Origin of the sequence: Arcanobacterium pluranimalium (genome assembly GCF_016907845.1) — a bacterium.
In the GTDB taxonomy this organism is placed as follows: domain Bacteria; phylum Actinomycetota; class Actinomycetes; order Actinomycetales; family Actinomycetaceae; genus Arcanobacterium_A; species Arcanobacterium_A pluranimalium.
In genome coordinates this window covers 704,660-731,212 of sequence record NZ_JAFBCS010000001.1, presented here as the reverse complement: position 1 = coordinate 731,212, position 26,553 = coordinate 704,660, and the positions used below count along the sequence as shown (strand labels likewise).

Here is a 26,553-nt window from a genome sequence, read left to right as displayed (position 1 = left end):
TGGGATAAAGACGAAGCGGGAGCCGCTGATTTCCTTGCCGACGAATTCCTAGCGGCGCACGAACCCGGCACGGAAGCCGTGAATAATTCTGATAATTATGACGACGACGCCGATCCTGAGCTGACGTCCGACGGCGAAGATGAAGAGTTGGATACGATCAAGAACCTTGCCGAGGTGGAAGATCTCTCCGATCTGGATCTTTCCGAGTTTGGTATCGACGAGGGCGCCTTTGATCTAGACGATGAGGGTTTCGATTTTTCGGGCGATGCCGACGACGAAGACTTCGACTTTTCGGATATTGACTTCAAGCCGTGATTAATCAGGTTTGATCGAGATCTGTCGCGTACCGCTGGTCCACACATACCATGTGATAATCGACAAAGCCACGGAGAGATAGACAATCCACCACGGGAAACCAGGTATATCCGGCTTCTTACCTTGGTCTTCGATAACCGCCGGCGGCGTGGGCGTAACGCGCTCCGCCGTCACCAGAATTCGCTGCGTGTTAATACCCAACGGTGTGCAGGTAATAAGCGAAATAAGATCACGGTTCGGATCGGCTTTGATGTTCTGCGTGGCATCAGGGTCAATGATCTGAATATCCACCACGCGATAATCGAGTACTTCTCCGAATACTTCAATCACGATCTCGTCGTTTTTCTTGACTTTATCTAAGTTCGTGAAAAGGGTGGCTTCGGCCAAGCCTCGGTGAGCAGTAAGAACAGCTCGCGTACCGATTCCACCAACTGGTAACGACGTTCCTTTGAGATGCCCGACGCCGACGCGTAGCGTTTCGTCGGAAGTTCCGTGATATATCGGCAGGTCAACGCCGATGGAGTCAATTTTTACACGTGCCATTACTGCGCTCTGTGGCGTATGGAGCATATCCTCATACTTGAGACTTGCTGTTGAGTCAGCGCCTGCATTTGAGCCAGTGCCAACAGCCTTGTTTGCACCACTTTCGATGATCGCGCCTGAGCGCAGCGCTTCGTTGTATTTGTGTGCGAGCTGAATTTGTTGGTCTTTGCTTGGCTGAGCGTTATCAAGCGCGCGGGAGTAGTCGTGCACGAGGGCAGATTGGTTCACTTGGCTCACCCATGAGGCCGCCATTGGATACAGCAAAATCACCACACCAATCAGCGCGATAAATGCGGGAATTAACGAAAATTTGTTGAGCTTCCAGCGAGTTCTTCGGATTTTTCTCAAGGCAACCTCAGATTCAAGCAAAGCGGCTGAGCTGAATGATAAGTGGCTGAGCAGCAGTGTTGGCTGCTCAGCCACTTGGCCATTGCTAACTATCTCTTAAGCAAAAGCGAAGAACCGTAGCCGTATGTGCAGCTAACGGCTCCGCACATCACTCAGTTCTTAGTTTGAGCATTAGCTGCTGCCTTGCGACGCTTGCCATACATTGCGAATCCAACGCCAGAAGCCACAAGCAAGGTTCCCACAACGATCATCAGCACGGTTCCTTGGCTACCAGTCAGTGGAAGCCCTGGAATGAATTCCTGCTCGTTAGTAATGTTCAAAACGAAAGGCGCAGTTTCGGTGTTGGTTGGGCTCAGGGCAACGGTACGCACCGTTGCATCTAGCACGTATCCAGCAGGTGCAGCGAGCTCTTTTACGTAGAATGTGCGTGACTGTGGCGTTGTGCCATTGATATCGGATTGACCGATGTACAGCGAAGCCACCGCTTCTCCTTGAGCATTCGTCGTGTAGGTGCCGACGGCGTTCGTTCCGCTAGCAGCATCAGCTGCGGTGTTGTAGATACCGAATTGTGCACCAGCGAGTTTTAGCGCATTATTTCCCGCATCAACTTTGAGGAGCTTCAATGTGCCCCAATACACCGTAGGAACGCTCGGGTTTGGATTGTCTGGATTATTTGGATCGGTTGGAAGAAGCTGGAATACCGAGTCATTCACGTAGGAGTTAACAGTATTTGGAATGATTCCACTGCCTTTGACGATAGTTGCAAAATCGACTTGGAGGCGTCCACCGGAAACCATCTTACCGAGACCAGACGATACGAGAGTAACGGTAATTCGCTGCCCTGCAACGTCCACGGTGAAGTCATTTGGTGCAAGTGTATTGCGTGCGCCAGTAGTATCAACGATCGTTACTTGAACGGTGTTGGCAACGTAGGTCAGGCGCGAATCGAGATCATCCACTACTTGAGCTTTGGTGTAGGAGGTCGAAGCTGGAATTGGCGAATCGATCGTCCATGTGACCTGTGGTCCGTCAGCAGTGTTTACCGGATCTGAAACCACTTTCGTGATCTCTTTACCCAGGGTGTTCTTCGGGTAAACGTGCACGTCATAGTTCCAAGAACTACCATTACCGAGTGGCAGAGTGGCCAAGAATGGTTGTACCGGAGCAGTAATATTGTTGTTTCCCGGAGCAATTTCTTCAACAAGGTAAAGACCAAAATTTTGGTTGGCGAGTGAAGCAACACCTTGAGCATCGGTGGTTATTACCGTCTGTGTACCCAACACATACGGTGCAGTTTTAACGGTGGAAACTGCCGTTGCTACCGGCATACCGTTGAGTTCGCGGATCGCATCCCAACCCGCGTTGGTGGCGAGATCGATTTGGGTGCCGCTCTTGCTGTCAACTCGGGTTACCCGGAATTGTACGCCCTGTAACGGGGTTCCTAGCGTAGTGGGATCACTAATCTGCGCACCAGTGCCTGGTTGACCTTGAGCCGGATTTGCAGAATCGGCCGCGTATTTGTGGATAGTTAACGACGACGTTCCATTTCGGTTGTTTTCGATAGCCGCAGTGGTCGCTGTGTTTGATGTCGTGTCAGTGCCTTGAGTAAAAATATTGTGTTTTGCCTGAATGTTAGCTACGTTCGCTTCGGCCGTACTCACGCCAGCCAGCGATGCCGCACCAACGGCAACTATGCCGAGCACAGCAGCAAGCCGCGCTTTGAAGTTCATTTTCATGAGCTGTCTTTCTATTGAAGTTAATTGAATTGATAATTTTTGAAAGTTATGGGTTTATTTGCTGCGTAAGGTCATTCGCGAATGCGCGAAAAGGGGCAGCCAACGTTCGTTAACTGATTACTTTTCGGCGCCTCCAAACAATAAATAAGAGGCTAAGTCCGAGCAGAGATAGACCTGTGATTGTGAATGATACCGCTGAGCGACCGCCCGTGAACGGTAGTTGCGGAATGAAGGGAACGGCATCTGAAACTAGGCTCGTGGCGAAGTCAAAATGCTGAGCACCCACAATATTGGTACGCGTAAAGCTCGGACCTGCAGTCCAATCGCCCCACGAATAGCCTGCAGGAGGATCAGGCCGAGTCAACGTAGCAGTGCAGGTGTCGTGTTCCCACAAGGCCGCAACCACAGACGTCACCTGCGATGCACCATTAACCACATCCAAAGTAAACGGAAAAGACCCTTGAGTTTGGCACACCAAGGTGCCATCCATCGAACCAGACCAACCACCAGCCGGACCACCAGAAACAGTCACCTTCGCCGTCACCGCAGACTGCACATTCGAATAAGCAAACGTAGCATTCGACTCATTCAACGTACCAACAGTAGGAATTGTGTCGTTGGCCGCAGGAGCGGTGCTCGTGATTTTATACGAGGCAGTAGTAGGTGGAATAACTCCCGCGGTTCCGAGCAGGCTCAACACTACGTTTCCACCAGCAGGAATAGAACCTACAGTTCCAAGAATCGAATTCGTTGCCGCATCAAACCGCAGATCGGCTGGGCAGGTAGCACCACCCGAAGCCGTGCAGGTAGGCGTAGCAGGCTGCGGGGCTAAAAATCCATTCTCTGGCAACTTGACCGTAACCGGAACATTTGTAGCCGTATGGCAGGAATTAGAAATAGTCGACGTAGCCGTCAAAGCACCGAGAGGCTGCGGATTCGGATTCGACACTGACGTGGTAGTAGAAACGTCCACAACCGATGAAACATCAATCGTTCCGTTTACTTGGGTGATGACATACGAAACAGGATTCCCATTCACATCCTTAACCGTGATCCCCGCAGGAAAACTTTGCATTTGAGCTTGATTACGATCACCAATAGTGGACTGCGTCGAACACGACGTAATCGTTGTCCGCACCGTATAAACAAAAGTCAACGACGAATTAGCAGGCAAATCAGCCACCAACACCGAAGAACTCGTATAAATATTGTTCGGAAAAATAGTCAGATAACTTGAAGCCGACTGATAAGGCAAAGACTGCACCTGAACAGGACACACCGCACCACCAGTAGCCGAGCACGAAGCAGCCTCAACTGCCACAACACCACCACCACTGGCAGTGTACTGATCGTCAAGCCTCACACCACGCAAATCCGCAGGACCATCATTACGATACGTCACCGTATACGTACGCGCCTCACCATTAGCAACACTCGCCTTATCCTGAACCTTAGTCACAGCAACCGTAGCTGAAGGACAAACCGAAATACCTGTAATCGTTCCGTTTACTTGGGTGATGACATACGAAACAGGATTCCCATTCACATCCTTAACCGTGATCCCCGCAGGAAAACTTTGCATTTGAGCTTGATTACGATCACCAATAGTGGACTGCGTCGAACACGACGTAATCGTTGTCCGCACCGTATAAACAAAAGTCAACGACGAATTAGCAGGCAAATCAGCCACCAACACCGAAGAACTCGTATAAATATTGTTCGGAAAAATAGTCAGATAACTTGAAGCCGACTGATAAGGCAAAGACTGCACCTGAACAGGACACACCGCACCACCAGTAGCCGAGCACGAAGCAGCCTCAACTGCCACAACACCACCACCACTGGCAGTGTACTGATCGTCAAGCCTCACACCACGCAAATCCGCAGGACCATCATTACGATACGTCACCGTATACGTACGCGCCTCACCATTAGCAACACTCGCCTTATCCTGCGTCTTCGTCACCGACACAATCGCTTCGCCGGAGAGTGCCGTCTGCTGCGAAACGGTATTAGACGCCGGGTTAGTATCAGTCGAACCAGAAGGAGGATTCACAGAGAGTGTTGCAGTAGAACTCGTACCGAACCCAAAGAAACCCGTCACAGTGAGATGAACAACCCCACCTACAGGAAACGTACCGACAGTACCGGTGGCATTCAAACCCGACAGCGCAAGATTCGTAGGGCACGCAGCTCCACCACTGGCACTAGCACACACAATCTTTAACCCAGTCGAACCACTACCCGCGGTAAAAGTAAAGGTAGAGCCACCAGCATCGCCAGTACCCACATTAGAAACCGTTACATCATAGGTAAAGGGCTTACCTTTTAATTCGCTCGTCGGACCCGACAACTGCGCAGCAATATCAACGGTTGGATCAGCAGCATAAGCGCGCGGAACAACCGTTAAAGCATTAAACCCAACCGCACAAAACACGATCACCACAGCACATAGAGCCACGAGGGCATTGCGAGATTTAAGCATATAAAAGCAACCGTAACGCTAGGAAGGGGCAATAAGCAGATATAAATAATCTATTATTCAATAATAGCGAAACTTGGGGTAATTGTAAAAATATTTTCCACCGTATTAACATACGGTATTTTAGGCGTTTCCAAAATACTTCCTATGCAGAACGCCGACGTTTCCACGCTACAAACAGGAGGCTAATACCCAGAAAGGATATACCGACGACTGTGAAAGACACTGCCGATCGACCGCCAGTGTCAGGCAATAAAGGAACCATCGGCGTAATATCAGGAATCAGATTGGCAGAAAAATCAAACTGCTGAATACCTACCATGTCCGTTTTGGTAACGCTTGGCCCACTTGACCACTTATCCCATTTATAGCCTTGTGGCGGAGCTGGAGAATCTAACGTAGCAGTGCAGGTGTCGTGTTCCCACAAGGCCGCAACTACCGACGTCACAGCAGACACACCATTAACCACACTCAACGTAAACGGAAAAGACCCCTGATTCTGACACACCAAGGTACCATCCATCGAACCAGACCAACCACCAGCAGGACCACCAGACACAGTCACCTTCGCCGTCACCGGAGACTGCACATTCGAATAAGCAAAAGTAGCATTCGACTCATTCAAAGTCTGAAAAGTTGGAAAATTATCCCCTTGCACCGGAGCTGAAGTAGTGACCTTATACGAAGCAGTAGTTGGCGGAATAACACCCGCAGTACCAATCAGATTAAGAGTAATTTTCCCATTAGCAGGAATAGATGATGCAGTTCCTACTACCGCATTACTTGCAGAATCATAGTGAAGATCAGCCGGACACGCCGCCCCACCGGTGGCCGTACACGCAGGAAGAGTAGACGCATCTATCAAAAATCCATCGCGAGGAAGCTTAACCATCACCGGTACATTTATAGCTGTATGGCACGAATTGGAAATAGTAGACGTAGCCGTCAAAGACCCCAAAGGCTGCGGCGTTGAGGTGGAGAGCGACGTCGTCGTCGACACATCGACACTGGAAGTCCCATCGAGAGTACCATCGACCGATGCGGCAACTTCATTAACGATTTTACCTGAGGTATCCTTGGCAACAATACCAACTGGCACAGTGTCGAAACGCCCCATATTGCTGACTGAAGCCACTATCGAATCGTTGCAATTCAAAATATCAGTGATAGTTGATTTGAACTCAAGCGTTGACCCAGCGGGCATATTCACTGAAAGCCAGTTATTACCATAAATGCTGAATGGTTCTAATTGGGTTGAATTCATAACCACATAAGGAAAAGATCGTGTAATAGCCGGACACACAGCACCACCCGTAGCAGCACACGATGCCGAAATAAGCGATATAGACGACGACCTTACCGCATGCGAATATAGATCAAAAATATGAATTCCCACTAGATCCGCCGGGCCATCATTGCGATAGGTCAACGTGTAAGTCCTTGGCTCTCCTGAAATTACGCCGACTTTGTCCTGCGTCTTGGTTACCGACAATACCGCCTCAGGACAAGCAGGAATACTGTCAATCGTGCCATTCACGTTAGCTACAACTTCATCGACCACCGTACCTTTCGTATCGGTAGCGGTCACTCCCACTGGAATGGTGTCAATTCTGCCCATATTGTTTACAGTTGTACTCGATTGCGCCGAACACTGGAACGTATCCACTACAACCATCGTAAATTCCATGGTAGATCCGGCAGGCATGTCTACCGTGAGAAAATTTTTTCCATAGATCACAAAAGGCTCAATATTAGTAGTATTCGTTACCGTGTACGGAACAGCCCGAGTTTGCGTCGGACAAACCGTCCCACCAGTCACCGCACACGAAATAGAAGTGATCGTAATTGACTGGGATCTATTCGTATGATCGTAGTAATCATAAATATGCACACCTACTAAATCAGCAGGGCCATCATTACGGTAAGTGAGAGTATAAGTTCTTGCCTGTCCAGAAGAGACAGTAGCTTTATCCTGGACTTTAGAAACAGACAATACCGCCGTCGGACACGCAGGAATACTACTAATATTTCCCTTAACCGTGGTGCTGATTGACGTAACCACAGTCCCCGAAACATCTTTTACTACTGCACCAGGCAGGAATGCATCCATGTCAGTCGGACTGTCTACCGGTAAGCTCGACTGCGTATTACAGGGTATGACGTCAGTAATCGTAAATGTGAAAGTTAACGACGAACCCGCCGGCAAACTCACAGTTAGATACGCATTCCCATACGCATTGAAAGGAGTCATTTCGCTATAGTTGGTCACCACGTAAGGAAGTGTTTTAGTCGCCGCCGGGCACACGGCACCGCCAGACGCAACGCAAGACGTCGAATCCAAAGATATTGAGGACGAACGCGCTGAGTAATGTGCATACCTATCGTAGATATGAAATCCCAATAGATCTGCTGGCCCGTCATTGCGATACGTCACCGTATACGTACGCGCCTCACCAGAAACAACACTCGCCTTATCCTGAGTCTTAGTCACAGACACAACCGCATCACCAGAAAGTGACGTCTGCTGCGAAACAGTATTCGATACAGGATTAATATCCGTTGAACCAGCCGAAGGATTAACGCTCAACGTAGCAGTAGCACTCGAATCATAGCCAAAATAGCCCGTCACGGTCAGATGAACTACCCCGCCTGCAGGAAAAGTAGCAATCGTACCGGTGGCATTTAAACCAGAAACCGCAAGATTTGTGGGGCACACAGCTCCACCAGTGGCACTGGCACAGACGATCTTTAACCCAGTCGAACCGCTACCAGCAGTAAACGTGAGCGTAGAGCCACCAGCATCAGTCGCACCCACATTAGACACCGTAAGGTCATACGTAAAAGGCTTACCCTTATACTCACTCAATGGCCCAGTCAACTGCGCCGCTATATCAACATTCGGATCAGCAGCATAAGCCTGAGGTGCAGTCAATACGCCACGAAAACCAACAACCGCCATAATCAACACGATTACCGCCATTACTAGTCCAGCATCACGCGTTTTCCGCATAACCAGCACCCCACTTAAAAATAAAACAGTAGCTATCGTTATTAAACTAATAAAATCTTCTTGAATCCTAATGAAGAATCGAGAAAAATAGCAAATATTGCCCGAAAATACGGGGTAAAAAGGTCATACGGGCGCAAAAATTCAAACATCTTCAAACGCCGAAACGGATACAAAAAAGACAAAACGAACGTAACAACCAACAAACGGGGGGGGCGGCTCGCCTCGAGCCGCCCCCGTCCAAGTCAGCCACAGCGTGGCCTAGCGTTTACTGCATATTACCTTTCGCCCGCTCGTTGAGCTTCGACGGCCACCACACCCGATCGCCAAATTCCAACACCACACCAGGCACAAGCAGCGATCGCACAATAAACGTGTCAATCACAATTCCCAAAGCCACGATCACAGCCAGCTGCACCATAAAGAGCAAAGACACCACCGCGAGCGCCGCAAAAGTAGCAGCCAACACCACACCAGCCGAGGTGATCACGCCACCCGTCACAGCCACGCCATGACGTACTCCCACCTCAGTGCCATAACGCCGCGATTCTTCACGCACGCGCGACATCAAAAAGATCGTATAGTCGATCCCCAATGCCACCAGGAATACGAACGCATAAATCGGCACCGAAGCATCAGCGCCCGGGAATCCAAACACATGGTTAAACAGCAGCGCACACAGCCCCATCGCACTTGCAAACGACACAATATTCGCCACCAAAATCAGCACTGGCGCAACCACAGCCCGCAAGAGCAAAATCAACATAATGAGAATAACCACGAGCACCACTGGCACGATTTTCGCAAAATCACCCCGCGCCGTCGTCTGCGTATCGAGCGTCTGAGCAGCAGGTCCACCCACAAGCGCCCCCGCATCAATACCGCGCACCTCAGTACGTATCTTTTCGACGACGACGGAAGCACCGGCGTCTTCCGCAGGCATCAACGTAGTGACGTTGAGCAATACTCGCCCATCAACCACTTTCGGAACCAAGTTTGGCGGCGCTGGTCTGCCCGGTTGTGTTGGGGTATCTGACTGCGGAACAACGGCAGACACACCCTCAATCGCCGAAATGCGCTCAATCGCTTCCTTGTATTGGTCTTCCTTAACCACCACAGTCGTAGGCTGGCTCGAACCCAATTCGAACTTCTTTTCGAGCAGCTTAAAGCCCTCAGCCGATTCAGTTTTGTGCATGAACGTGTCAAAAGCCGATACGCCGCTCGCTTTGAACGACGGTGCAAAAGCCGCAAATACCAGCAAGAATACCAAAGAGCCAATCCAGACAGCCCTACCGTGTCGGCTCACAAACACTGAGATCTTGTGCCAGAACGGATGATTCGCAGCCACAACACTGTCAGCATCCGCAACTGTTCGCTCGGCAATCACCGTTGAGCTGGCTGAATGTTTGATTTTTGCCGGCCAGAACATTATCCGCGCGCGCTTACCGGGAAGTAACAAAACGCCAGGCAGCAAAGTAAGCGCAGCGAGCATGGCAAATACGATCCCAATTGAGGCAATTGGCCCGAGCGAGGACGTAGACGACAAATCCGAAAGTAGCAGCGTGAGCAAACCGGCGATCACCGTGCCGCCAGAAGCTACGATCGGCTCCCACGTGCCTCGAATCGCCGCGCCAATCGCCTCCCGCGGCAACTCACGTGCACCCAGCTCTTCGCGGTAACGCGCAATCAGCAGTAGACAGTAATCGGTGGTTGCACCCACCACAAGGATCGCCAAAATCCCCTGAGTCTGGCCATTGAGCGTCAACACATCAGCCTTCGCCAACTGGTAAACCACCAGCACAGCACCACACAAGGCCGTGATCGCCGTAAGCAGCACCGCCAGCGGCAACAAAACCGAACGATACACCACGAGCAGAATCACGAACACCAAAATCAACGCCACCAGCAGCAACGTTAGATCGATTCCCGCGAATGCACTACCGATATCGGAAGCAATTCCCGCCGGACCAGTCACATAGAAATCAAGGCTGAGATCGTTCCCAGTGATCTCAAAATGCTTGCGCAGATTATTGACCACTTCGCCGAGCTTCATCTTTCCAGCATCGTTGAGCTGGCTAACCTTCGTTTTATCCAAAAGAACCGGCAGGAGCACGGCGTCCTGCTTTGGGTTCGGGATCGTTACGATCGCGCCCTCGCTCAGGTCCGCTAAAGTCTGGGATCCAGTAACCTTCAAGTCGCCCAATTTGTGAGCTTCGGTGCGCACCTGCGCGAAGCTCTCGGGTGAAATTTTCTCGTCAGACTTGTTCACAGCCACAATGAGCAGCGGCACCGACTCCTCTTTAAGAAAATCTTTCGCCGCTTTCGCCGCCAATGTGGACTCTGCTGAGAGCGGAAGGAACGTAGCTTGATCGTTGGTGGTTACAGTTGAAATCTTGCCCTGCGCCATGCCACCAAATGCGAAAATCATCAGCCAAAATACGAGGAAAGCGGCCCTTAATGGCCATGCTTTCTTCGATCCAAAAATATCTAATTTACTCATGCTTCCCTAATCTAATTGCCAATCGGTAGAGCTCATTCTTACGCAATTTCTCACGCTCTGCCACATGAGCCGCTGCGTCTTTCAAGCGCAAGCCACGCTCAGCCAAGGCAAGCACCTCATCGACGTGCTGCGCCGCCACATCACTGCCATCATTCGCGATACCCTCAATCACCAGGCAAATCTCTCCGAGTACTTCACCCTTCGCCCATTCCGCAAGCTCACCCAAAGTCCCGCGCCGCACTTCTTCATACACCTTCGTGAGTTCTCGGCAAACAGCAGCTTTTCGATCCGCACCGAATACCTCACACATCGCATTGAGAGTGTCATACAAACGCCGCGGCGACTCAAAGAAGATCATCGTGCGCTGTTCACGAGCTAAATCTTGCAAAAACGCCTTTCGCTCGCCGTCCTTGCGCGGCACAAACCCCTCAAAAGTAAAACGATCCGACGCAAGCCCAGATACGGCCAAGGCGGTGAGCACGGCAGAAGGCCCTGGCACCACGGTAACCGGCACACCGGCGTCGGCCGCCATCGAAACGAGACGATAACCCGGATCGGACACAGACGGCATACCTGCATCCGAAACCATCACCACAGTTTTCCCAGCTTGAGCTGCCGCAATCAGATCAGGAGCTTTTTGCGCTTCATTATGGTCGTGATAAGGCACAACGGGCGCGTGGATCGCCACACCGAGTCGCCCCACTAGGTTTAACAGACGCCGCGTGTCCTCAGCAGCAATAAGATCAGCGCTTTCGAGGCTCTCACGCAAACGCGGCGAAGCGTCGCCGTCGTTACCAAGAGGAGTACCAGCCAAAATAATCATCAATGCCGCCTTAGAACCTTGAATCAAAAGGAAAGTGCTTGGATTTCAGCATACGCGAAATCCAAGCACCCCAATAAAGCACTCCCGATAAACTCGGGAAAACTAGCGAAAAACGCTCGTCAGGCTGGCCGCGGCTTCTTGCCTTTGAACTCGTCCATCGTGGAGTTAATGCCGAAGAATTGGAGAACTTCGTCCACAAACGGAACCGGGAAAGGCTGCATGAGCTGTACGAGGCGCACGATAGGTGGAGCAACTTTCATCTGCGTTCCAGCTTCGATTGCATCAAGCACTTGCTTTGCCACTTTCTCCGGCTTAAGGATCGGCAGCAGCAGTGGGAACTTCGTTTTTACCCCATCAAACATTCCGGTAGAAATGTAATATGGGCAGTACAGAAGCGTATGCACGTGCGAACCCTTATAGCGCAGCTCTGCACGTAGCGACTGCGCAAAACCCACCGCACCAAATTTCGATGCGTTGTAATCGGCCTGTTTAGCCACGCCAACTAATCCTGCCGCCGATGCGACAGTCACAATTGAACCGCGATCGCGCTCAAGCATTCCTGGCAAGAACTCCCGCACTGTCTTGAAGTGCGAAATCGTGTTCACTTCGAGAGTACGCTGCACTTCGTCGTCGGTGATGTCGAGGAATTCCTTGCCTGTAACGATACCAGCATTGTTGACGAGGATATCTACGCGCCCTTGCTCGGCGAGCGTGGCCGCCGCAGCATCTTTCACCCGCTGCGAATCGGTCACGTCCACCGCAAATGCGCTCACCGCAACCAACGGATACAACGTTCTTATCTCCTGAGCTACCGACTGTGCGTCGCGCTCTTTGTGAGCCCACACCACGACGCCTTTAGCTCCTCGTTCGGCAGCTCCAAGTGCCATCAAACGCCCAATTCCGGATCCTGCACCAGTAATGAGCACCACGGCACCTTTGATCGGTACTTTAGTTGGCCGGCTAAACATTTTATTCTCCTTAGAGATCAAACCTTCGCTGCACCTTGAGGTAGCTGTGAAGGATGCGCGCCCACACCTTTTCCCCAAGTATCTTGGGTGCCCCGATGTGCATGAGGCGCTGTGTGGCAACGGTCTGTACATCCGTGTACTTGACTATGCCTTCTTCTCCGTGGCGATGGCTCAGACCGGAATCTTTGAAACCACCGCTTGGCGCATGGATCGATCCCCATGCTGCGGCGTACCCATCATTAATATTAACGGTACCGGCTTCTACACGTAATGCCATTGACTGAGCAATCTTCACATTTCCCGACCAAATTGCAGAATTCAGCCCATAATTTGTGGCATTTACAAGACTTAAGGCCTGTTCGTCAGTCTCAAACGGGTATAGCGACACCAAAGGACCGAACGTCTCCTCACCAAAAACGTGCATATCCGGCGTCACACCCTCCAGCACTGTTGGCAAGAATGCCCGCTTCGAAACTTCCGGTACCAAATGCCCACCCGCCAGCACTTTCGCACCTTTTGCAACGGCGTCGTTAATGTGCTCGGTAACTTTCTCCACCTGCGAATCGTTGATGAGAGGCCCAATGTCAGCTTTCCAATCCATCGAGGCTTCGAGGTTCATCGCCTTAACCCGAGCCACAAATTTAGGCACGAAGTCATCCCAAATATCACGATGCACATAGAGTCGCTCTATCGAAATGCACAGCTGCCCCGACGACGAAAAACACGCTTTCACCGCAGCAGCAGCCGCACGATCCACCGGAGCGTCCGCGCGAATAATCATGGCATTCTTGCCGCCCAATTCCGCCGAGCAACCTATGAGATTCTCGCCCGCACGCTGCGCGATTGAACGTCCAGTTGCCGTTGAACCGGTGAACATCATGTAATTTGACTGCTCAATCATGGGCGTGCCAAGCTCGCGCCCCGAACCGATGACTACCTGGAACAGGTCTCGAGGAAGACCTGCCCGCTCCATCAGCGATTTCACCACGAGCGCTGAAAAAGGCGTTTGCGAATCAGGCTTCAGCACCACCGAATTACCAGCCATAATGGCTGCAATCGCATCAGACGCGGCAAGGTTAAAAGGATAATTCCACGGCGAGATAATGCCGACCACACCTTTAGGAATGTAGTTGATTTGCGTGTGCGTCAACCCCGGCACCGCTCCCGGCACTCGTTTCGAGCGCAGTATTTTTTCGGCGTGCTTTGCGTAGAAGCGAGAGTTCAGCGCGACGTCGTACACCTCTTCATATGCCGAACCGCGGCTTTTCCCGTTCTCCCATTGGATCACGTCAAGGATTGCGTCCCGATTGGCTAAGACGGCGTCCACAAAGGCCAACACCAGACGCTTGCGTTCACGCACATCGGTTGCGGCCCATACTTTGGCCACTTCGCGAGCGCGCGCAAAGACGGCGTCGAGATCGCCAGCTCTAACGACGGGCAATTCAGCGATCACCGAATCAGTCAAAGCGGAAGTTTTCGCTTCCATAACTGGCGTGGACTGCGGATCGGTTGAGCAAAGCTCCTGTACACGCGGGGCAAGACTCTCCAACGCTTGACGACCGCGCTCGTCAAGCTTCGAAAATTCCTTGGAGGATTTTTTAGAACTTAAAGTTTCAGTCATAAGTCCTATTTTGCACTCTTTTTCAATCATGTGGGAAAGAAATGAAAAAATTCCTCTGATCGCGTGAAATTCTTTCCCACATAGTGACCAAAGTCCCGAAAAGGGAGTATTCTGGTTGTAGACGCATTCGCGCCGAGGTTTTCATTAGCTTGAACATGCATGTTCTAGCAGCTCAGCAATGACGTTTGAGCTAAGCAAAACCCAGCTACCACTAAGGAGTGTTCCGATGTCCGATCTTAAAATAGTCTTTCACGTCAACGAAAATGACCGTTGGCCATTCACAATCCGCTCTGTTCGCAATCTGGTGCGATCCTCTCAAGGAGGAAAAGCAGTGGTAGTGGCCAATGGTGGAGCAATCCGATCCTTCTCTCAGCTCGACTCAGATCCGATGCGCTTCGCCAAAATCAAAGAGCTACACGACGAGGGCGTCCGGTTCGTGATCTGCGAAATCGCAATGAACGAGCGCCAGGTCAAACCAGAGTTGATCCCCGATTACGTAGAGGTAGTCCCAGCAGGGATTGTGGAAATCGCACGCTTGCAGCAAGAGGGATACGGCTATATCAAGGCTTAAGCTGCAATAAGACCGCTACCACAGGTTCTCGGTTCCACCTCCCACTCGATTTACTATTAAACTAGTAAAGATGGCTAGTTTCGATTTTGCACAATTCCAACGCTGCCGATCCGCAGTGGGAACCTGGATTAGTACGCTGCAACAGCAGCGCAATTTGCTTGCCCAAATCCTGCGCGAACATCGAATAGCAGGCAGAAAACTCTTGGGGAGCGCAATCAATATTCCGTATGCCGAGCCACGATGGACTCTCCTGCCTCTCCCAGATTCGGTAAACCCCCTGCTTGGCGTGCGTGACCGCTACACCAGCACCGAGTTTCCCAGTATGGAGCATCAACAATTTGGCCGACTCGTACTAGATTCAGGCGTGCGCGCTCACCACGATTCGGCACCGCTGGACGCTAGCAAACCCGGTATTCTCAATCCGCGCATGCGTGCCCAAGCCGAAAAAGCGGCACAGTTTTTAATCGATCTTCATGCTAAAGGCCTCGAAATCGGTTTTGATAAATCTCTCGAGCACGCCCAAGAGCTGCGCAAAACCACTCCAGACGCCTCTTTAGCCGACGCTCTCGACCCCAAGTATGCGCTTCGCGAATTGCTCACCCTCGAAGAGGAAAAGGCAGCCGATCTTGACGTAATCAACCTTGACCAGGCCGAATTTGCCGATCTATCCGCAATAGTTAACAAGCTCGACGTCCTAGCTCGCGATCTCAATCAGCTGCGTACAGCGAGCCTAAAAATCTCCCATGAGCTGCGCGAAAAGGCCGCTTCCGAGCGAGTGCGCAGCCTCGATATCGACTATCTCAAAGACGTTAGCCGCGAACGCCTCAAACTCTCGGTGCTCAAAGAAAACTCCCTGCTCACAGTCGGGCAGCTCATGGACTTGCGCTGGAAAGTTGGCGAGGTTTCAGGAATTGGTGAGGCTACGGCGTCGAACATCGTTAGCGCAACGCGCGCCTTGAATACCGCGATTTTAGAAGAAACTCCCGTGCGTATCGACGTCGCAAACCGCACCAGCGAACAAACGCAGTTGCTACGCGCGATTTACACCTGGCAAGCTGCCCACGAATCAATCGGCCACAAACAGGCGTTGAGCTTTGCCGCTGCAATCAAGGCGCGCGCCTACCATGTGTCTGGAAACGCCGCTCGACTCATTGTGGTGGGTCGTGGCCGCCCGGCAACTGATTTCGTGGCGCTCGTGCGCGAGTGTCGCGAACTTGCCGCCCAATACAACGGTTTAGGCGATTTGCCAGCATTTTCAGACGACGACGTGTGGTCACGTTTCGCCCGCCAACCTGCCCAAACCTATGCCCTCATGGCTGAAATTGGAATCCTCACCTCTGATTCCAAGAAAATTCGTGGCGAATTGCCCGAAGAAATCGCCACTAAAGTGCAAGAAACCCAGATCGACACCGATCTTCTTACCGCTAACCTGCGTGGATACCAAAAATTTGGAGCACGTTTCGTGCTCTCCCAAGGGAAAGTAGTCCTGGGAGACGAAATGGGGTTGGGCAAAACATTGGAAGCACTGGCTGTGCTTGCGCATCTGTATGCACAGGGAAAACGGTACTCGATCGTCGTCTGCCCGGCCGCCGTCGTGACGAACTGGTTACGCGAAATAGCCGCCAAAACAGAACTTTCCGGATACCGAATTCACGGCGCGAATAAGCATAGCGAAGCGCTGCTGTGGCAGAAAAACGGAGGAATCGCCGTTACCACATTCGAAACACTCGCTTGGTTCGAGGGCTTCTTGCGTGATGCTAAATCCGATGTGGTCTGCACGGTCGTTGACGAAGCGCATTACATCAAGAATCCGGATGCAAAGCGTTCACTGCGCACGGCTCGGCTGATTGCCCAGGCTCGCTACGCCGTCCTTTTGACGGGTACGCCGATGGAAAACCGGATCGACGAATTCCGGCACCTCATTCGCTATATCCGCCCTGACCTCGCGATCCATTCTTCTGTTTTGCCTAAACGCTTCCGCAAACAAGTTGCGCCTGCATATTTGCGCAGAAATCAAGAAGATGTGCTCAACGAGTTGCCTGAGCTGGTCGAGATCGAAGATTGGTTGCCGATGAGTAAAGGCGATCGTGAAATCTACGAAAACGCAGTTCGTGACGGCAATTTCATGGCGATGCGCCAGGCGGCGATGCTCAGCTCTGACTCCACAAAGATCGAACGCTTACGGCAAATTGTGGACGAAGCCAAAGAAAACGGACATCGCGTAATCATCTACTCGTATTTCTTAACTGCGATGAATCGGTTGCGCGAGGAGTTCCCGCAGGCTTTTGGGCCACTTACTGGCTCGGTGTCGTCGGTGAAGCGCCAAGAGATCGTTGACGATTTTTCGAATGCCGACGCCGGTGCGGTTCTGTTGGCGCAGATCGTGGCAGGTGGCGTTGGGCTCAATATTCAAAGCGCTTCGGTAGTGATTATCTGCGAACCGCAGCTCAAACCGACGACCGAATGGCAGGCTATTGCTCGTGCACACCGCATGGGACAGCTCGAATCGGTGCAGGTGCACAGGTTGATCACTGAAGAGGGTGTAGATGAACGCCTTTTCGCTGTGCTCCACCGCAAATCAGAGCTTTTTGAGAGCTTTGCGAAAGTGTCTTTGCTGGCACAGACTTCGAGTGAAGCAACTGAATCCGATGCTCTTGACGCTACCGCTCTTCCAGCAAGCGAGGCGCAACTTGCCCATTCAATCGTCGAACGCGAACAAGAGCGTCTCTTTGGTTCCTGAGACTTGGTTCCTCACACTTGGTTTCTGACACTCCGACGCCGCCGGAAACCTTAAGTTTTGTGCGATAATTGTGCAGTGCACCCCATTACAGAAAATGTGAATTTTTAATACGCTAATTTCCGTATTTGGGTCTAAGATTCAACTCGATAGTTATTTATTGTTATTCGGTCAGACATAGGATCCGTTGTAGATGTCAAAGAAGCGTTTAATCACTTGGAGTGTAGTTGGTGTTTTTGCTGCATTAGCACTCGCCATCGGCACTTATATCGCATATTTCGCTATTGGGCATAAGGCTTTGCCTGGCACCAAAGTGGGCGAAGTGTCCGTTACAGGCATGACGACGGAACAGATCGCCGCGCAGCTTGAGGACGTGGCAAAGAAAGAATCGCTGAGCCTGACTGGCAATGACATCAACCCTCGCAAAGCAAATCTGCACGACCTTGGGGTAACTATCGCGGCGCAAGAAACTGCCGCTGCTGCTTTATCAGCAAATTCGTCGTGGACGAGCTACTTCACTGCGCCTTTCACGACTCGCACAATCGAACCAAAAGTTTCGACCAACGAATCCACGTTGGCTACCTTCGCTCACTCCCTCACTGAGGGAAAGTCGAGCGCGAAAACACCAGTTGAGCCAAGCGTCGTCGCCGCTGGTAACCGCTTCGAAATAAAACCAGGCACCAAAGGTACGGGAGTCAACCCTGCGGATCTCAAAAAAGGCGCATTGGAGATGATTCGCACCCAAAAAGGCCTCCAGCTCCCTTTGAAACTTACTGACGTTTCGCCGTCGGTCTCTGAAGAATCGTTGAAACCGCTCGTTGATGCCGCAACCGCATTGACGAAAGCCGACGTTACGATCAATACCGGCAAAGAAACTATTTCCGCACCAATCGAAGCCAAAGTTACCTGGGTAGACGTCACTTCTGGTCAGGCCAAGATCAACCCGGATGCGGTTAAGGCATGGGTAACGCAAACCGCAGCTCCCCTGCTCAAAGAGGGCGTCACTGGTCTGCGCTACCTCAACACGCGCGGCGAAGTGACTATCGTGCGCCGGCAAGCAGTTGCAGCGACGAACGTCTCCAATATTGACGCTATTACCAGCACCATTGCTGCCAATATGGGCAAGAATGCCTCCACGAATGAAACTTTCCAGGTTGCAGCTGCCGAGTTGAAATGGGAAGACAAAATCATTGACGCCACAGGTAATCCACTCGCCTACACTCCAAATGGCAATGAAAAATGGATTGATGTGAACCTGTCCAATCACACCATGACCGCCTATGAGGGCACCGTGGCCGTGCGCGGACCAATCCCAATCGTCAATGGAGCCACCGAGACTCCTACCGTGGTTGGCACATTCGCTATCGACCGCAAATACCCAAGCAAAACCATGAAAGGCGAAAACGCTGACGGCACGCCGTATGAAACCCCAGACGTAGAATGGGTGATGTTCTTCAAAGGGCCATACGCAATTCACGCAGCGTATTGGCGTTCACGCTTCGGTTACGCCGATTCCCACGGCTGCGTGAACACGCCGACTAGCCACGCAAAATGGCTCTATGAGTGGGCGCCGCTCGGCACCACGGTAGTAACGCACCGCTAGAGGAGCCAGCATGCATCAACCGCTCATCATTAACGCCACAACTCTCGCTTTTTACCATTGGCCGGTAGATCAAGCGCGCGCCGTTGTGCAGATTTCGCACGGCATGGCCGAATACCTGCAGCGATACGATACCTTGGCAAAATTCCTCAACTCCCACGGCATCGCAGTGCTAGGTGCGGATCACCGCGGGCACGGATATTCACGATCCGAACAGGATCCCCTCGGGTATTTTGGCGACGGCGCTACCTGGGATACGGTCGTCGACGATCTTCACAGCGTGCGTCAATACGCCCAAACAATCTACCCTGAACTGCCTTATTTCTTCGTTGGGCATTCGATGGGATCGCTCTTGCTACGCTCTTACCTGCACAAATACGCTTCTGGACTGGCAGGAGCAGCTATCATCGGCACCGGTTTATGGCCAAAAGGCATTGGCGACGCCGGCTACGGACTGGCGTTGGCATTGGGCAAAATCCTTCCCATGCGCGAGGCCAAGCTGCTGAGCGTGCTATCATTTGGCCCTTATAATCGCGGGTTTGGGCATCGTACACCCTTTGAATGGCTCTCGCGCGATTCGAAAGAAGTCGATGCTTACGTGGCCGATCCACTGTGTGGTTACACGCCTCCGAATGTGTTTTTCACGCAGATTTTGGGAGCACTCAAGGCGGTGAATACCGACGCCGCCTTCGAGCTACCCGCGCAAGTTCCTTTGTATCTTGCCTCCGGTGAGGTGGATCCTTTCGGTGGCGAGCAGGCGGTACGCCGTTTGACGCGCATTTATAAAAGGCACGGCCAGCGCGACGTCGAAGCCTATATTTACCCTGGGGCAAGGCATGAGATCTTCAACGAAATCAACCGCGCGGAAGTCTTTTCTGACTTAGAAAACTGGCTATCTCACCACATTTAACATGCGGATTGCCGCTCAATTGCAGTGCGTCGATACGATTGAATTGTGGCGAATTTTAGGGAAAAGTCGGTAGGGAACTTAGCAGCAAACTCGTTAGCGCGCTCTGTAAGTGACGCAGCGGGTAGTTCAACAGATAACTCAGCAGGTAGCAGCGCAGGGCACGCCCACGAAACTGGCACAGCTCAGGCGTGGGCGAGCGGTATCGGAGCATATTTCCTGTGGGGGCTCTTCCCGCTCTATTTCAGTTTATTAGAACCGGCCAATTCGCTCGAAGTGATCGTGCATCGCGCAGTATGGGGAATGTGCACTTGCCTCGTTGCCATCATTATTGCTGGCCAGTGGCGCAATTTGCGAGCCGCCATTGCAGATCGCGCAGTTTTTGGCCGTTTGTGCGTATCGGGCGTGCTTATCGTAGTGAACTGGACCAGCTATATTTTCGCAGTTCAAACTGGACGCACCGTAGACGCAGCTCTCGGATACTTTATTAATCCGCTGCTCACAGTGGCACTTGGCGTCGTCGTACTGAAAGAGACTTTGAGCCGCATGCAGAAAATTGCCGTTGCGCTCGGCGCTCTTGCGGTGATGTATATGCTCATTTCAATGCAGACGTTCCCCTGGCTTGCACTGGCGATGGCAGGTAGTTTCGGCGCCTACTCGCTCGTGAAGAAACGGGTAGCTAATCAGGTAAAACCACTGGTTGGCATGGCAATTGAGACGTCAACGGTGGTGCCGTTACTGCTCATCTATTACGGTGTGCTCGTTTTCCGATCGGATACCTCTTTTCACACTTTGGCGCGCCACAATGAGCCGTGGCTTGGGCATCTGTTGCTTTTGATAGGCGCGGGAATTCTCACTGTGATTCCGCTGCTCTTGTTTGCGCAGGCCTCGCGTGGACTCTCGCTCGGCATCCTTGGCCTGCTTCAATACTTGAGTCCAATCGGGCAGCTACTCATTGCCGTTTTTGTTTTTCACGAAACGATGCCCGCCGAGCGTTGGATCGGCACCGGTATCGTGTGGCTTGCGTTGATTTTCCTTTCTGTCGACGGCGTTCGAGCCGTTTCGCGCTATCGCGGCAAGCCTGTGGGCGGGTAAATTTTCGTGTAGTTAAGTGTGTAGTTAAGTTTGCCCACAGCACACCATATGCTCTGCGCTCAGGTAGAATTTAGTTGTTCTTTGACTGGAGGAAATCGATGACGATTAAAGTTGGGCTTGTTGGTGCAGGTTGGTGGGCACATGACGTGCATGCACCTTTGCATATGAGCGGCGAGGGCACCGAACTTGTGGGCGTGTGGGCACGCGATTCACGCAAAGCTGCGGATTTTGCGGCCGAATTTGGAATCAGAGCATTTGAGAGCTTTGCCGAGCTCTTGAGCTGCTGTGATGCAGTAGATTTTGCGGTTCCACCGCATGTGCAGGCACTTATGGCAGTGGAAGCTGCACGCGCCGGCAAAGCCTTGATTTTGGAAAAACCAATCGCAGGCGATCTCGAGACCGCGCTGCAATTGGTGGAAGCCATCGAAGCGCACAACACCCCACATATCGTGTGTTTTACTCGCCGTTACAATCACGAAACAGTCGATTTCTTAGACGACGTCGCAGCTCTCGCCGTCAATGGCAATATTTTGGGCATGCAAGGGCACTACGTGCACGGCGGTTTGCTCGAAGGAGGCATTTTGCCACCCTCTGGCACGTGGCGGCATGACTTCCACGGTATTTTGATGGATCTAGGGCCGCATGCCATGAATCTTGCAGCGGCAGCCCTTGGGAAAGTCACGAAAGTTCGCGCCCAGTCTGGACGATTTATAACCATTACTGCAGAGCACGAATCTGGCGTATGCAGTCAAATCGCTCTCTCTGGTTCGGTTGATGTGGATTCGGATCATTTCCAAGAGACGGTGTTTGCTGATTCAGGCATCGCTCATTTCGATGTAAATGGCCAAAACCACGCCGAATGCTGGGAAAATATTCGATCCGAATTTATCGGCGCAGTCAATGACGGCACACCAGTTACTGTGGATGCTCGTGAAGCTCTCCATTTGCAAGCGATTCTCGAAGCTGCCCGCGACTCACACGATTCGGGTGTTACGGAAATAGTTGCCCAATATTGAGCGTGCGCAAGATTGAAATCGCGTGAGCACAGCACAGTGGCGCGTTCAACCGAACCTAACGCAACGGCGTCGTTCTCAAGGAAATCAGCGCAGCGGCGTCGCCCATAAAACCACACTTCAAGTACATAAATCACAACACAACAGAATTGAGAAACAGCAATGTACGTAACAAATGAAACGCGTCAATGGCTCATCGCCGAGACTTCTGCCCTAGTCGATTTCGCTCGTAAATCGCGAGTGGAGGTCGGTTTTGGAACGCTCGATGCCGAGGGAGATATCGACACGGCTGCTGGCGCCCAGCTATGGATCAACTGCCGCATGACGCACGTATTTTGCCTGGCTTATCTGCGCGGCGACGAATCGGCTCGTGAGTATGCTGAGCACGGCATTCGCTGCCTGCTGAGCAATTTCCGCGATCCGCAATACGACGGTTTCTTCTCCACAATTTCGCTGGAGTCAGGCGAGCCGCTCGGCGAACGCGGCGACCGAAAAGAAGCCTACGCTCATGCATTCGTACTGCTGGCGGCGTCGTCTGGAATTCAGGCGAGGATCGACGGCGCTGCGGAACTCTTCGCAACTGCTAAGGACGTTCACGAAAAGTACTTCTGGGAAAGCGTGGGGCTGGCGTGCGAATCGTGGGATCGCGCTTTCACCGAGAACGAGCCGTACCGCGGCGTAAACGCCAATATGCACACTGTGGAGGGTTCTCTTGCAGCTTGGGAAGCCACCGGCGATCTGATTTGGCTCGGTAAGGCATACTCGATCCTGAAATTCGTCTTAGGGGCAGCTCAAGGGCTTGGCTGGAGAATCCCGGAGCATTTCGATACGCAGTGGAATTTGCTGCCCGATTTCAATATTGATCAACCGGCTGATCCATTCCGCCCATATGGCGTAACCCCGGGTCATGGGATTGAATGGTCGCGGTTGGCGCTGCAATTTTGGGTTACTGCACAAAGCATTAGCGCAGATCAGTTGCTCGAAATTGGCGTCGACGACGCTTGGCTCGCCGACGTTCCGCAGGTAGCGGTGGCCTTGTACGATCAGGCGTTCGCCGATGGCTGGAGCGTGGACGGCGAACCGGGAATCGTGTACACGACGTCGTATACGGGCGAACCGGTTGTTCACGAGCGCATGCATTGGACGGTCTGTGAGGGCATTGCCGCAGCTGCCGCCTTTGCAACCTACGGTGAGAGCACCGGGGATTCCGAACTGGTTCGCCGTATGAACGAGCGGTTCGAAGAATTGCTCGATTTCGCTCTGTCCAAGATTATCGAAGCTCCTGGCCGCTGGACTCATGAGCTTGATCGAAACAATATGCCATCGGGAATTACCTGGCCAGGAAAGCCTGACGTTTACCACGCCTACCAGTGCTTGTTGATGCCAATTATCCCATTGACGGCAAGTTTTGCATACGCAGTGAAGCTCTGAGGACTATAGTCGAATACGGCTACTGCCTGCGCGCTCTCGCATTAACAACACTCATATTTGACGGAAGGACTCGTGTTGGTTGCTATCGGTTTTGATAGAGAAAAGTATATTGCCTTACAGTCGGAACACATCGCGCAGCGGCGTGAGCAGATTGGCGGCAAACTCTATCTGGAAATGGGCGGCAAGCTTTTCGATGATATGCATGCTTCGCGCGTGCTGCCCGGTTTCACACCCGACAACAAGATTGTGATGCTTGAGCAGCTCAAAGACGAGCTTGAGATTATTATCGTTGTGAATGCGATGGACTTAGAGCGGCAAAAGATTCGTGCCGATCTGGGCATTTCCTATGAAGACGACGTGCTGCGTCTCGTTGACGTGTTCCGCGAACGTGGTTTCTTGGTGAATAACATCGTCCTTACCAGGGCTGATGAAGAGGGCAAGATTGCACAGGATTTCACTCGCAAACTTGAACGGCTTGGACTCACGGTCTCGCAACACTACACAATCGCAGGTTATCCAACCGAATCGACGCGAGTGGTATCTGATGAGGGTTTCGGAAAGAACGACTACGTGCAGACCAGCCGCGATCTTATTGTGGTGACGGCGCCAGGTCCTGGTTCGGGTAAGCTCGCTACGTGTCTTTCACAGGTCTATCACGACTATAAGCGGGGTATTAAAGCAGGTTATGCCAAGTTCGAGACGTTCCCGATTTGGAATATTCCTCTCGATCACCCGGTGAATGTTGCTTATGAAGCGGCAACTGCTGATTTGGACGATGTGAATCTTATCGACCCATTCCACCTCGCAGCATATGGTAAGCAAGTGGTGAGTTACAACCGCGATGTGGAAGTATTTCCGCTGTTAGCGACGCTGCTTATTGAGATGTCTGGATCGTCGCCGTATCGCTCCCCCACCGATATGGGAGTAAATATGGCCGGATTGTGCATTTGCGATGATGAAGTTACCCGCGAGGCTTCACGCCAAGAGATTATCCGCCGGTATTACAAGGCACTCGTTGATGAGAAGATCGAGAATGCGAAGCCAGTGATGTCGCAGCGTATTAGCCTCATTATGAGCAAGCTTGGACTGAGCAGTGCAGATCGGCGCGTTGTGAAAGCGGCAGTGGACGTAGCCGAAGAATCGGGTGCGCCGGCTTCGGCAATTGAGCTGGGTGATGGCCAGATAATCACTGGAAAAACTTCGGCTCTGCTGGGTTGCTCTGCGGCAATGTTGCTCAATGCTTTGAAAGTTCTTGCTGGTATTGACGACTCCGTGAAACTGCTATCGCCGGAGTCGATCAAGCCGATTCAGACGCTCAAAACCGAGCATCTTGGTTCGCGAAATCCTCGGCTTCACACAGACGAAGTGCTTATTGCCTTATCCGTTTCTGCTGGTACGTCCGAAGATGCGCGACGCGCACTTGCGCAATTGCCAAATTTGCGTGGCTGTGACGTGCACACGAGCACAATCTTGGGATCGGTGGACGAAGGGATCTTCCGCAATCTTGGAGTTTTGGTAACTTCCGAGCCAAAGTTCTTGCGAAAAGGACTCTACTGGAAACGCTGATCTAATACTGATGCTCTAATCTAGAGCGGTGACTGGGGTATTGCGTTATATTACCCCAGCCACCGCCTAAATTACGTCCAAAAAATCAAGAACTTCGGTTATTTACGCGCTTGCAGCACCGTAAACTTTGCATTTCGATCAAGTTCACGCACCCGGTCAAAGCGCTTCTCAACCTCGGGGCGGTAACGCAAATACGAGTTGTGCACCAAGTACAAATCTCCACCTGACCGTAGTACTCGCCAACTCGCATCAAGTAGGCTCTGAATCATGGTGGCATCAATGCGCGTACCTGCATGGAATGGCGGATTGAGCAGCACAAAATCAGCCCAGCCGGAAGGAATCCCACTTCCAGCATCGTCCCACGTAACCTGCACATTTCCTGATTCGATCTGCTTGTGCAAGGTGAGCTGCGCTGATGCGCAAGCATCAGCGCTGATATCAGTGGCATAGATTAATGCAGTGGGCAGCTGATTCAACACTTGTAAAGAAACCGAAGCATTACCACAGCCCAAATCCACAATTTGCGGCGGCGTATCAAAACCACGGCGCGGATCAGCAACTATTCGCTGCATATCCTCAGCTGCACGGCTGGCAAGGAACTCTCCACCAAAGTCGATCTTTGGCCCACCAAAAGCGCCGCCAACTCCGAAAATTTCGCCGTAATCGCTCACGCTACTGGGCACTTGATAAGCCGTATCAGCCCGATTCCCCACAGCGGCACTCACCAAGCACCGAAATTTGCCCACACCCAGCGTAGCTCGGCATTCACCAAGCACCTTTTCCAGCACCTGGTTTTGGCTCTTGCTCATATGCTTTGTGTTCGCACCCGCAACGAACTGCACCCGCCCGCCAAAAAGCGCGAGCGCCGTCGCCATATATTCAAGTTCCGCCAGGGCTTTCGGCAAATGAGACATCGCCAGCACGCTCACCCCAGCGCCAAGCTCTTCAGCTTCGCAATTACTCTCGCTATCACCCTCGCCGTCACCCACACTCGAGCGCAGCACCGATGCCAGCCCAGCAAAGAACTCATCAAGCCGCATAGAACCGTCAATGCCGCTGATATGCACGCGCTGGCGCACCAAAAGCTCATCGGCTAACTCAGCGCATGCCTTAGCCTGCGTGATCGTGCGCGATCCAACCACCACGTGCCGGTGGCGGTCTTGCGCTATCTCGCCCAGTGCCGTAGCGAAAAGATCACCATAGGGATCATCGAACACCACGATACAATCAGCCGAAGATAAACCCGCCTCGCGCGCATTATCAACGATCAGTTCATCAATTTTATTCATT

The 26,553-nt window shown here is 52.1% G+C and carries 17 protein-coding genes; 8 read left to right on the top strand and 9 right to left on the bottom strand.

Translation table 11 applies throughout. The features are described from left to right. Nucleotides 1–315: 315 nt before the first annotated feature. The 8 genes from JOD55_RS03020 to JOD55_RS02985 all read right to left on the bottom strand — a co-directional run bounded on the left by JOD55_RS03020 (nt 316) and on the right by JOD55_RS02985 (nt 14,343). Nucleotides 316–1,281 carry a class C sortase gene (locus tag JOD55_RS03020; protein ID WP_204398524.1) on the bottom strand — a complete coding sequence of 322 codons (966 nt, stop codon included), beginning with the start codon at nt 1,279–1,281 and terminating at the stop codon, nt 316–318. A 77-nt stretch (nt 1,282–1,358) separates the two neighbouring features. After that, on the bottom strand, nt 1,359–2,942 hold the full coding sequence (locus tag JOD55_RS03015) for a SpaH/EbpB family LPXTG-anchored major pilin (protein WP_204398523.1): 1,584 nt from the start codon (nt 2,940–2,942) through the stop codon (nt 1,359–1,361). Nucleotides 2,943–3,051: 109 nt separating this feature from the next. Beyond that, entirely contained in the window at nt 3,052–5,403 is a 2,352-nt protein-coding gene (locus tag JOD55_RS03010) for an LPXTG cell wall anchor domain-containing protein (protein ID WP_204398522.1), read from the bottom strand. Nucleotides 5,404–5,569: 166 nt separating this feature from the next. Beyond that, nucleotides 5,570–8,434 (bottom strand): LPXTG cell wall anchor domain-containing protein, encoded by a 2,865-nt coding sequence (locus JOD55_RS03005; protein WP_204398521.1) that lies wholly within the window; start codon nt 8,432–8,434, stop codon nt 5,570–5,572. Nucleotides 8,435–8,699: 265 nt separating this feature from the next. Further along, nucleotides 8,700–10,931, bottom strand: a complete 2,232-nt coding sequence (locus JOD55_RS03000; protein ID WP_204398520.1) for an MMPL family transporter — start codon at nt 10,929–10,931, stop codon at nt 8,700–8,702. Continuing rightward, nucleotides 10,924–11,754: a 16S rRNA (cytidine(1402)-2'-O)-methyltransferase gene (gene rsmI, locus JOD55_RS02995; RefSeq protein WP_204398518.1), complete on the bottom strand. Its 831-nt coding sequence runs from the start codon at nt 11,752–11,754 to the stop codon at nt 10,924–10,926. Before rsmI ends, JOD55_RS03000 begins: the two co-directional genes overlap by 8 nt. Nucleotides 11,755–11,873: 119 nt before the next feature. After that, nucleotides 11,874–12,722, bottom strand: a complete 849-nt coding sequence (locus JOD55_RS02990) for an SDR family oxidoreductase (RefSeq protein WP_204398516.1) — start codon at nt 12,720–12,722, stop codon at nt 11,874–11,876. A 10-nt stretch (nt 12,723–12,732) separates the two neighbouring features. Then, nucleotides 12,733–14,343, bottom strand: coding sequence for a succinic semialdehyde dehydrogenase (locus tag JOD55_RS02985; RefSeq protein ID WP_204398514.1), 1,611 nt, complete (start codon nt 14,341–14,343; stop codon nt 12,733–12,735). A gap of 226 nt (nt 14,344–14,569) precedes the next feature. Between JOD55_RS02985 and JOD55_RS02980 the strand changes: the two genes are divergently transcribed. The 8 genes from JOD55_RS02980 (at nt 14,570) to JOD55_RS02945 (ending at nt 25,263) form a co-directional block, all read left to right on the top strand. Next, the gene (locus JOD55_RS02980) at nt 14,570–14,914 is read left to right on the top strand and encodes a DsrE family protein (protein WP_204398512.1); all 345 of its coding nucleotides are present in this window, start codon (nt 14,570–14,572) and stop codon (nt 14,912–14,914) included. A 70-nt stretch (nt 14,915–14,984) separates the two neighbouring features. Then, nucleotides 14,985–17,654, top strand: a complete 2,670-nt coding sequence (locus tag JOD55_RS02975) for a DEAD/DEAH box helicase (protein ID WP_204398510.1) — start codon at nt 14,985–14,987, stop codon at nt 17,652–17,654. Nucleotides 17,655–17,844: 190 nt separating this feature from the next. Next, complete coding sequence (locus JOD55_RS02970) at nt 17,845–19,254, top strand: L,D-transpeptidase (protein WP_204398508.1); 1,410 nt, start codon at nt 17,845–17,847, stop codon at nt 19,252–19,254. A 10-nt stretch (nt 19,255–19,264) separates the two neighbouring features. Continuing rightward, a complete protein-coding gene (locus JOD55_RS02965; RefSeq protein ID WP_204398506.1) occupies nt 19,265–20,161 on the top strand; it encodes an alpha/beta fold hydrolase in 897 nt (298 codons plus the stop codon). Nucleotides 20,162–20,206: 45 nt separating this feature from the next. Next, nucleotides 20,207–21,253: an EamA family transporter RarD gene (gene rarD / locus JOD55_RS02960; protein ID WP_338022184.1), complete on the top strand. Its 1,047-nt coding sequence runs from the start codon at nt 20,207–20,209 to the stop codon at nt 21,251–21,253. A gap of 98 nt (nt 21,254–21,351) precedes the next feature. Continuing rightward, the gene (locus JOD55_RS02955; RefSeq protein WP_204398504.1) at nt 21,352–22,269 is read left to right on the top strand and encodes a Gfo/Idh/MocA family protein; all 918 of its coding nucleotides are present in this window, start codon (nt 21,352–21,354) and stop codon (nt 22,267–22,269) included. 159 nt (nt 22,270–22,428) lie between these two features. Next, nucleotides 22,429–23,697, top strand: coding sequence for an AGE family epimerase/isomerase (locus JOD55_RS02950; protein ID WP_204398502.1), 1,269 nt, complete (start codon nt 22,429–22,431; stop codon nt 23,695–23,697). Nucleotides 23,698–23,772: 75 nt separating this feature from the next. Beyond that, nucleotides 23,773–25,263: a DUF1846 domain-containing protein gene (locus JOD55_RS02945; RefSeq protein WP_239539070.1), complete on the top strand. Its 1,491-nt coding sequence runs from the start codon at nt 23,773–23,775 to the stop codon at nt 25,261–25,263. 98 nt (nt 25,264–25,361) lie between these two features. Here the strand turns inward: JOD55_RS02945 and JOD55_RS02940 are convergent, their stop codons facing one another. Further along, the gene (locus JOD55_RS02940) at nt 25,362–26,552 is read right to left on the bottom strand and encodes a class I SAM-dependent methyltransferase (RefSeq protein ID WP_204398498.1); all 1,191 of its coding nucleotides are present in this window, start codon (nt 26,550–26,552) and stop codon (nt 25,362–25,364) included. Between the last annotated feature and the right edge of the window lies 1 nt (nt 26,553).

Bases quoted from the DNA above. Each gene is read 5' to 3' on its own strand.
- JOD55_RS03015 (WP_204398523.1), bottom strand. From the start codon at position 2,942: ATGAAAATGAACTTCAAAGCGCGGCTTGCTGCTGTGCTCGGCATAGTT.
- JOD55_RS03005 (WP_204398521.1), bottom strand. From the start codon at position 8,434: ATGCGGAAAACGCGTGATGCTGGACTAGTAATGGCGGTAATCGTGTTG.
- JOD55_RS03000 (WP_204398520.1), bottom strand. From the start codon at position 10,931: ATGAGTAAATTAGATATTTTTGGATCGAAGAAAGCATGGCCATTAAGG.
- rsmI (WP_204398518.1), bottom strand. From the start codon at position 11,754: ATGATTATTTTGGCTGGTACTCCTCTTGGTAACGACGGCGACGCTTCG.
- JOD55_RS02990 (WP_204398516.1), bottom strand. From the start codon at position 12,722: ATGTTTAGCCGGCCAACTAAAGTACCGATCAAAGGTGCCGTGGTGCTC.
- JOD55_RS02985 (WP_204398514.1), bottom strand. From the start codon at position 14,343: ATGACTGAAACTTTAAGTTCTAAAAAATCCTCCAAGGAATTTTCGAAG.
- JOD55_RS02980 (WP_204398512.1), top strand. From the start codon at position 14,570: ATGTCCGATCTTAAAATAGTCTTTCACGTCAACGAAAATGACCGTTGG.
- JOD55_RS02975 (WP_204398510.1), top strand. From the start codon at position 14,985: ATGGCTAGTTTCGATTTTGCACAATTCCAACGCTGCCGATCCGCAGTG.
- JOD55_RS02970 (WP_204398508.1), top strand. From the start codon at position 17,845: ATGTCAAAGAAGCGTTTAATCACTTGGAGTGTAGTTGGTGTTTTTGCT.
- JOD55_RS02965 (WP_204398506.1), top strand. From the start codon at position 19,265: ATGCATCAACCGCTCATCATTAACGCCACAACTCTCGCTTTTTACCAT.
- JOD55_RS02955 (WP_204398504.1), top strand. From the start codon at position 21,352: ATGACGATTAAAGTTGGGCTTGTTGGTGCAGGTTGGTGGGCACATGAC.
- JOD55_RS02950 (WP_204398502.1), top strand. From the start codon at position 22,429: ATGTACGTAACAAATGAAACGCGTCAATGGCTCATCGCCGAGACTTCT.
- JOD55_RS02940 (WP_204398498.1), bottom strand. From the start codon at position 26,552: ATGAATAAAATTGATGAACTGATCGTTGATAATGCGCGCGAGGCGGGT.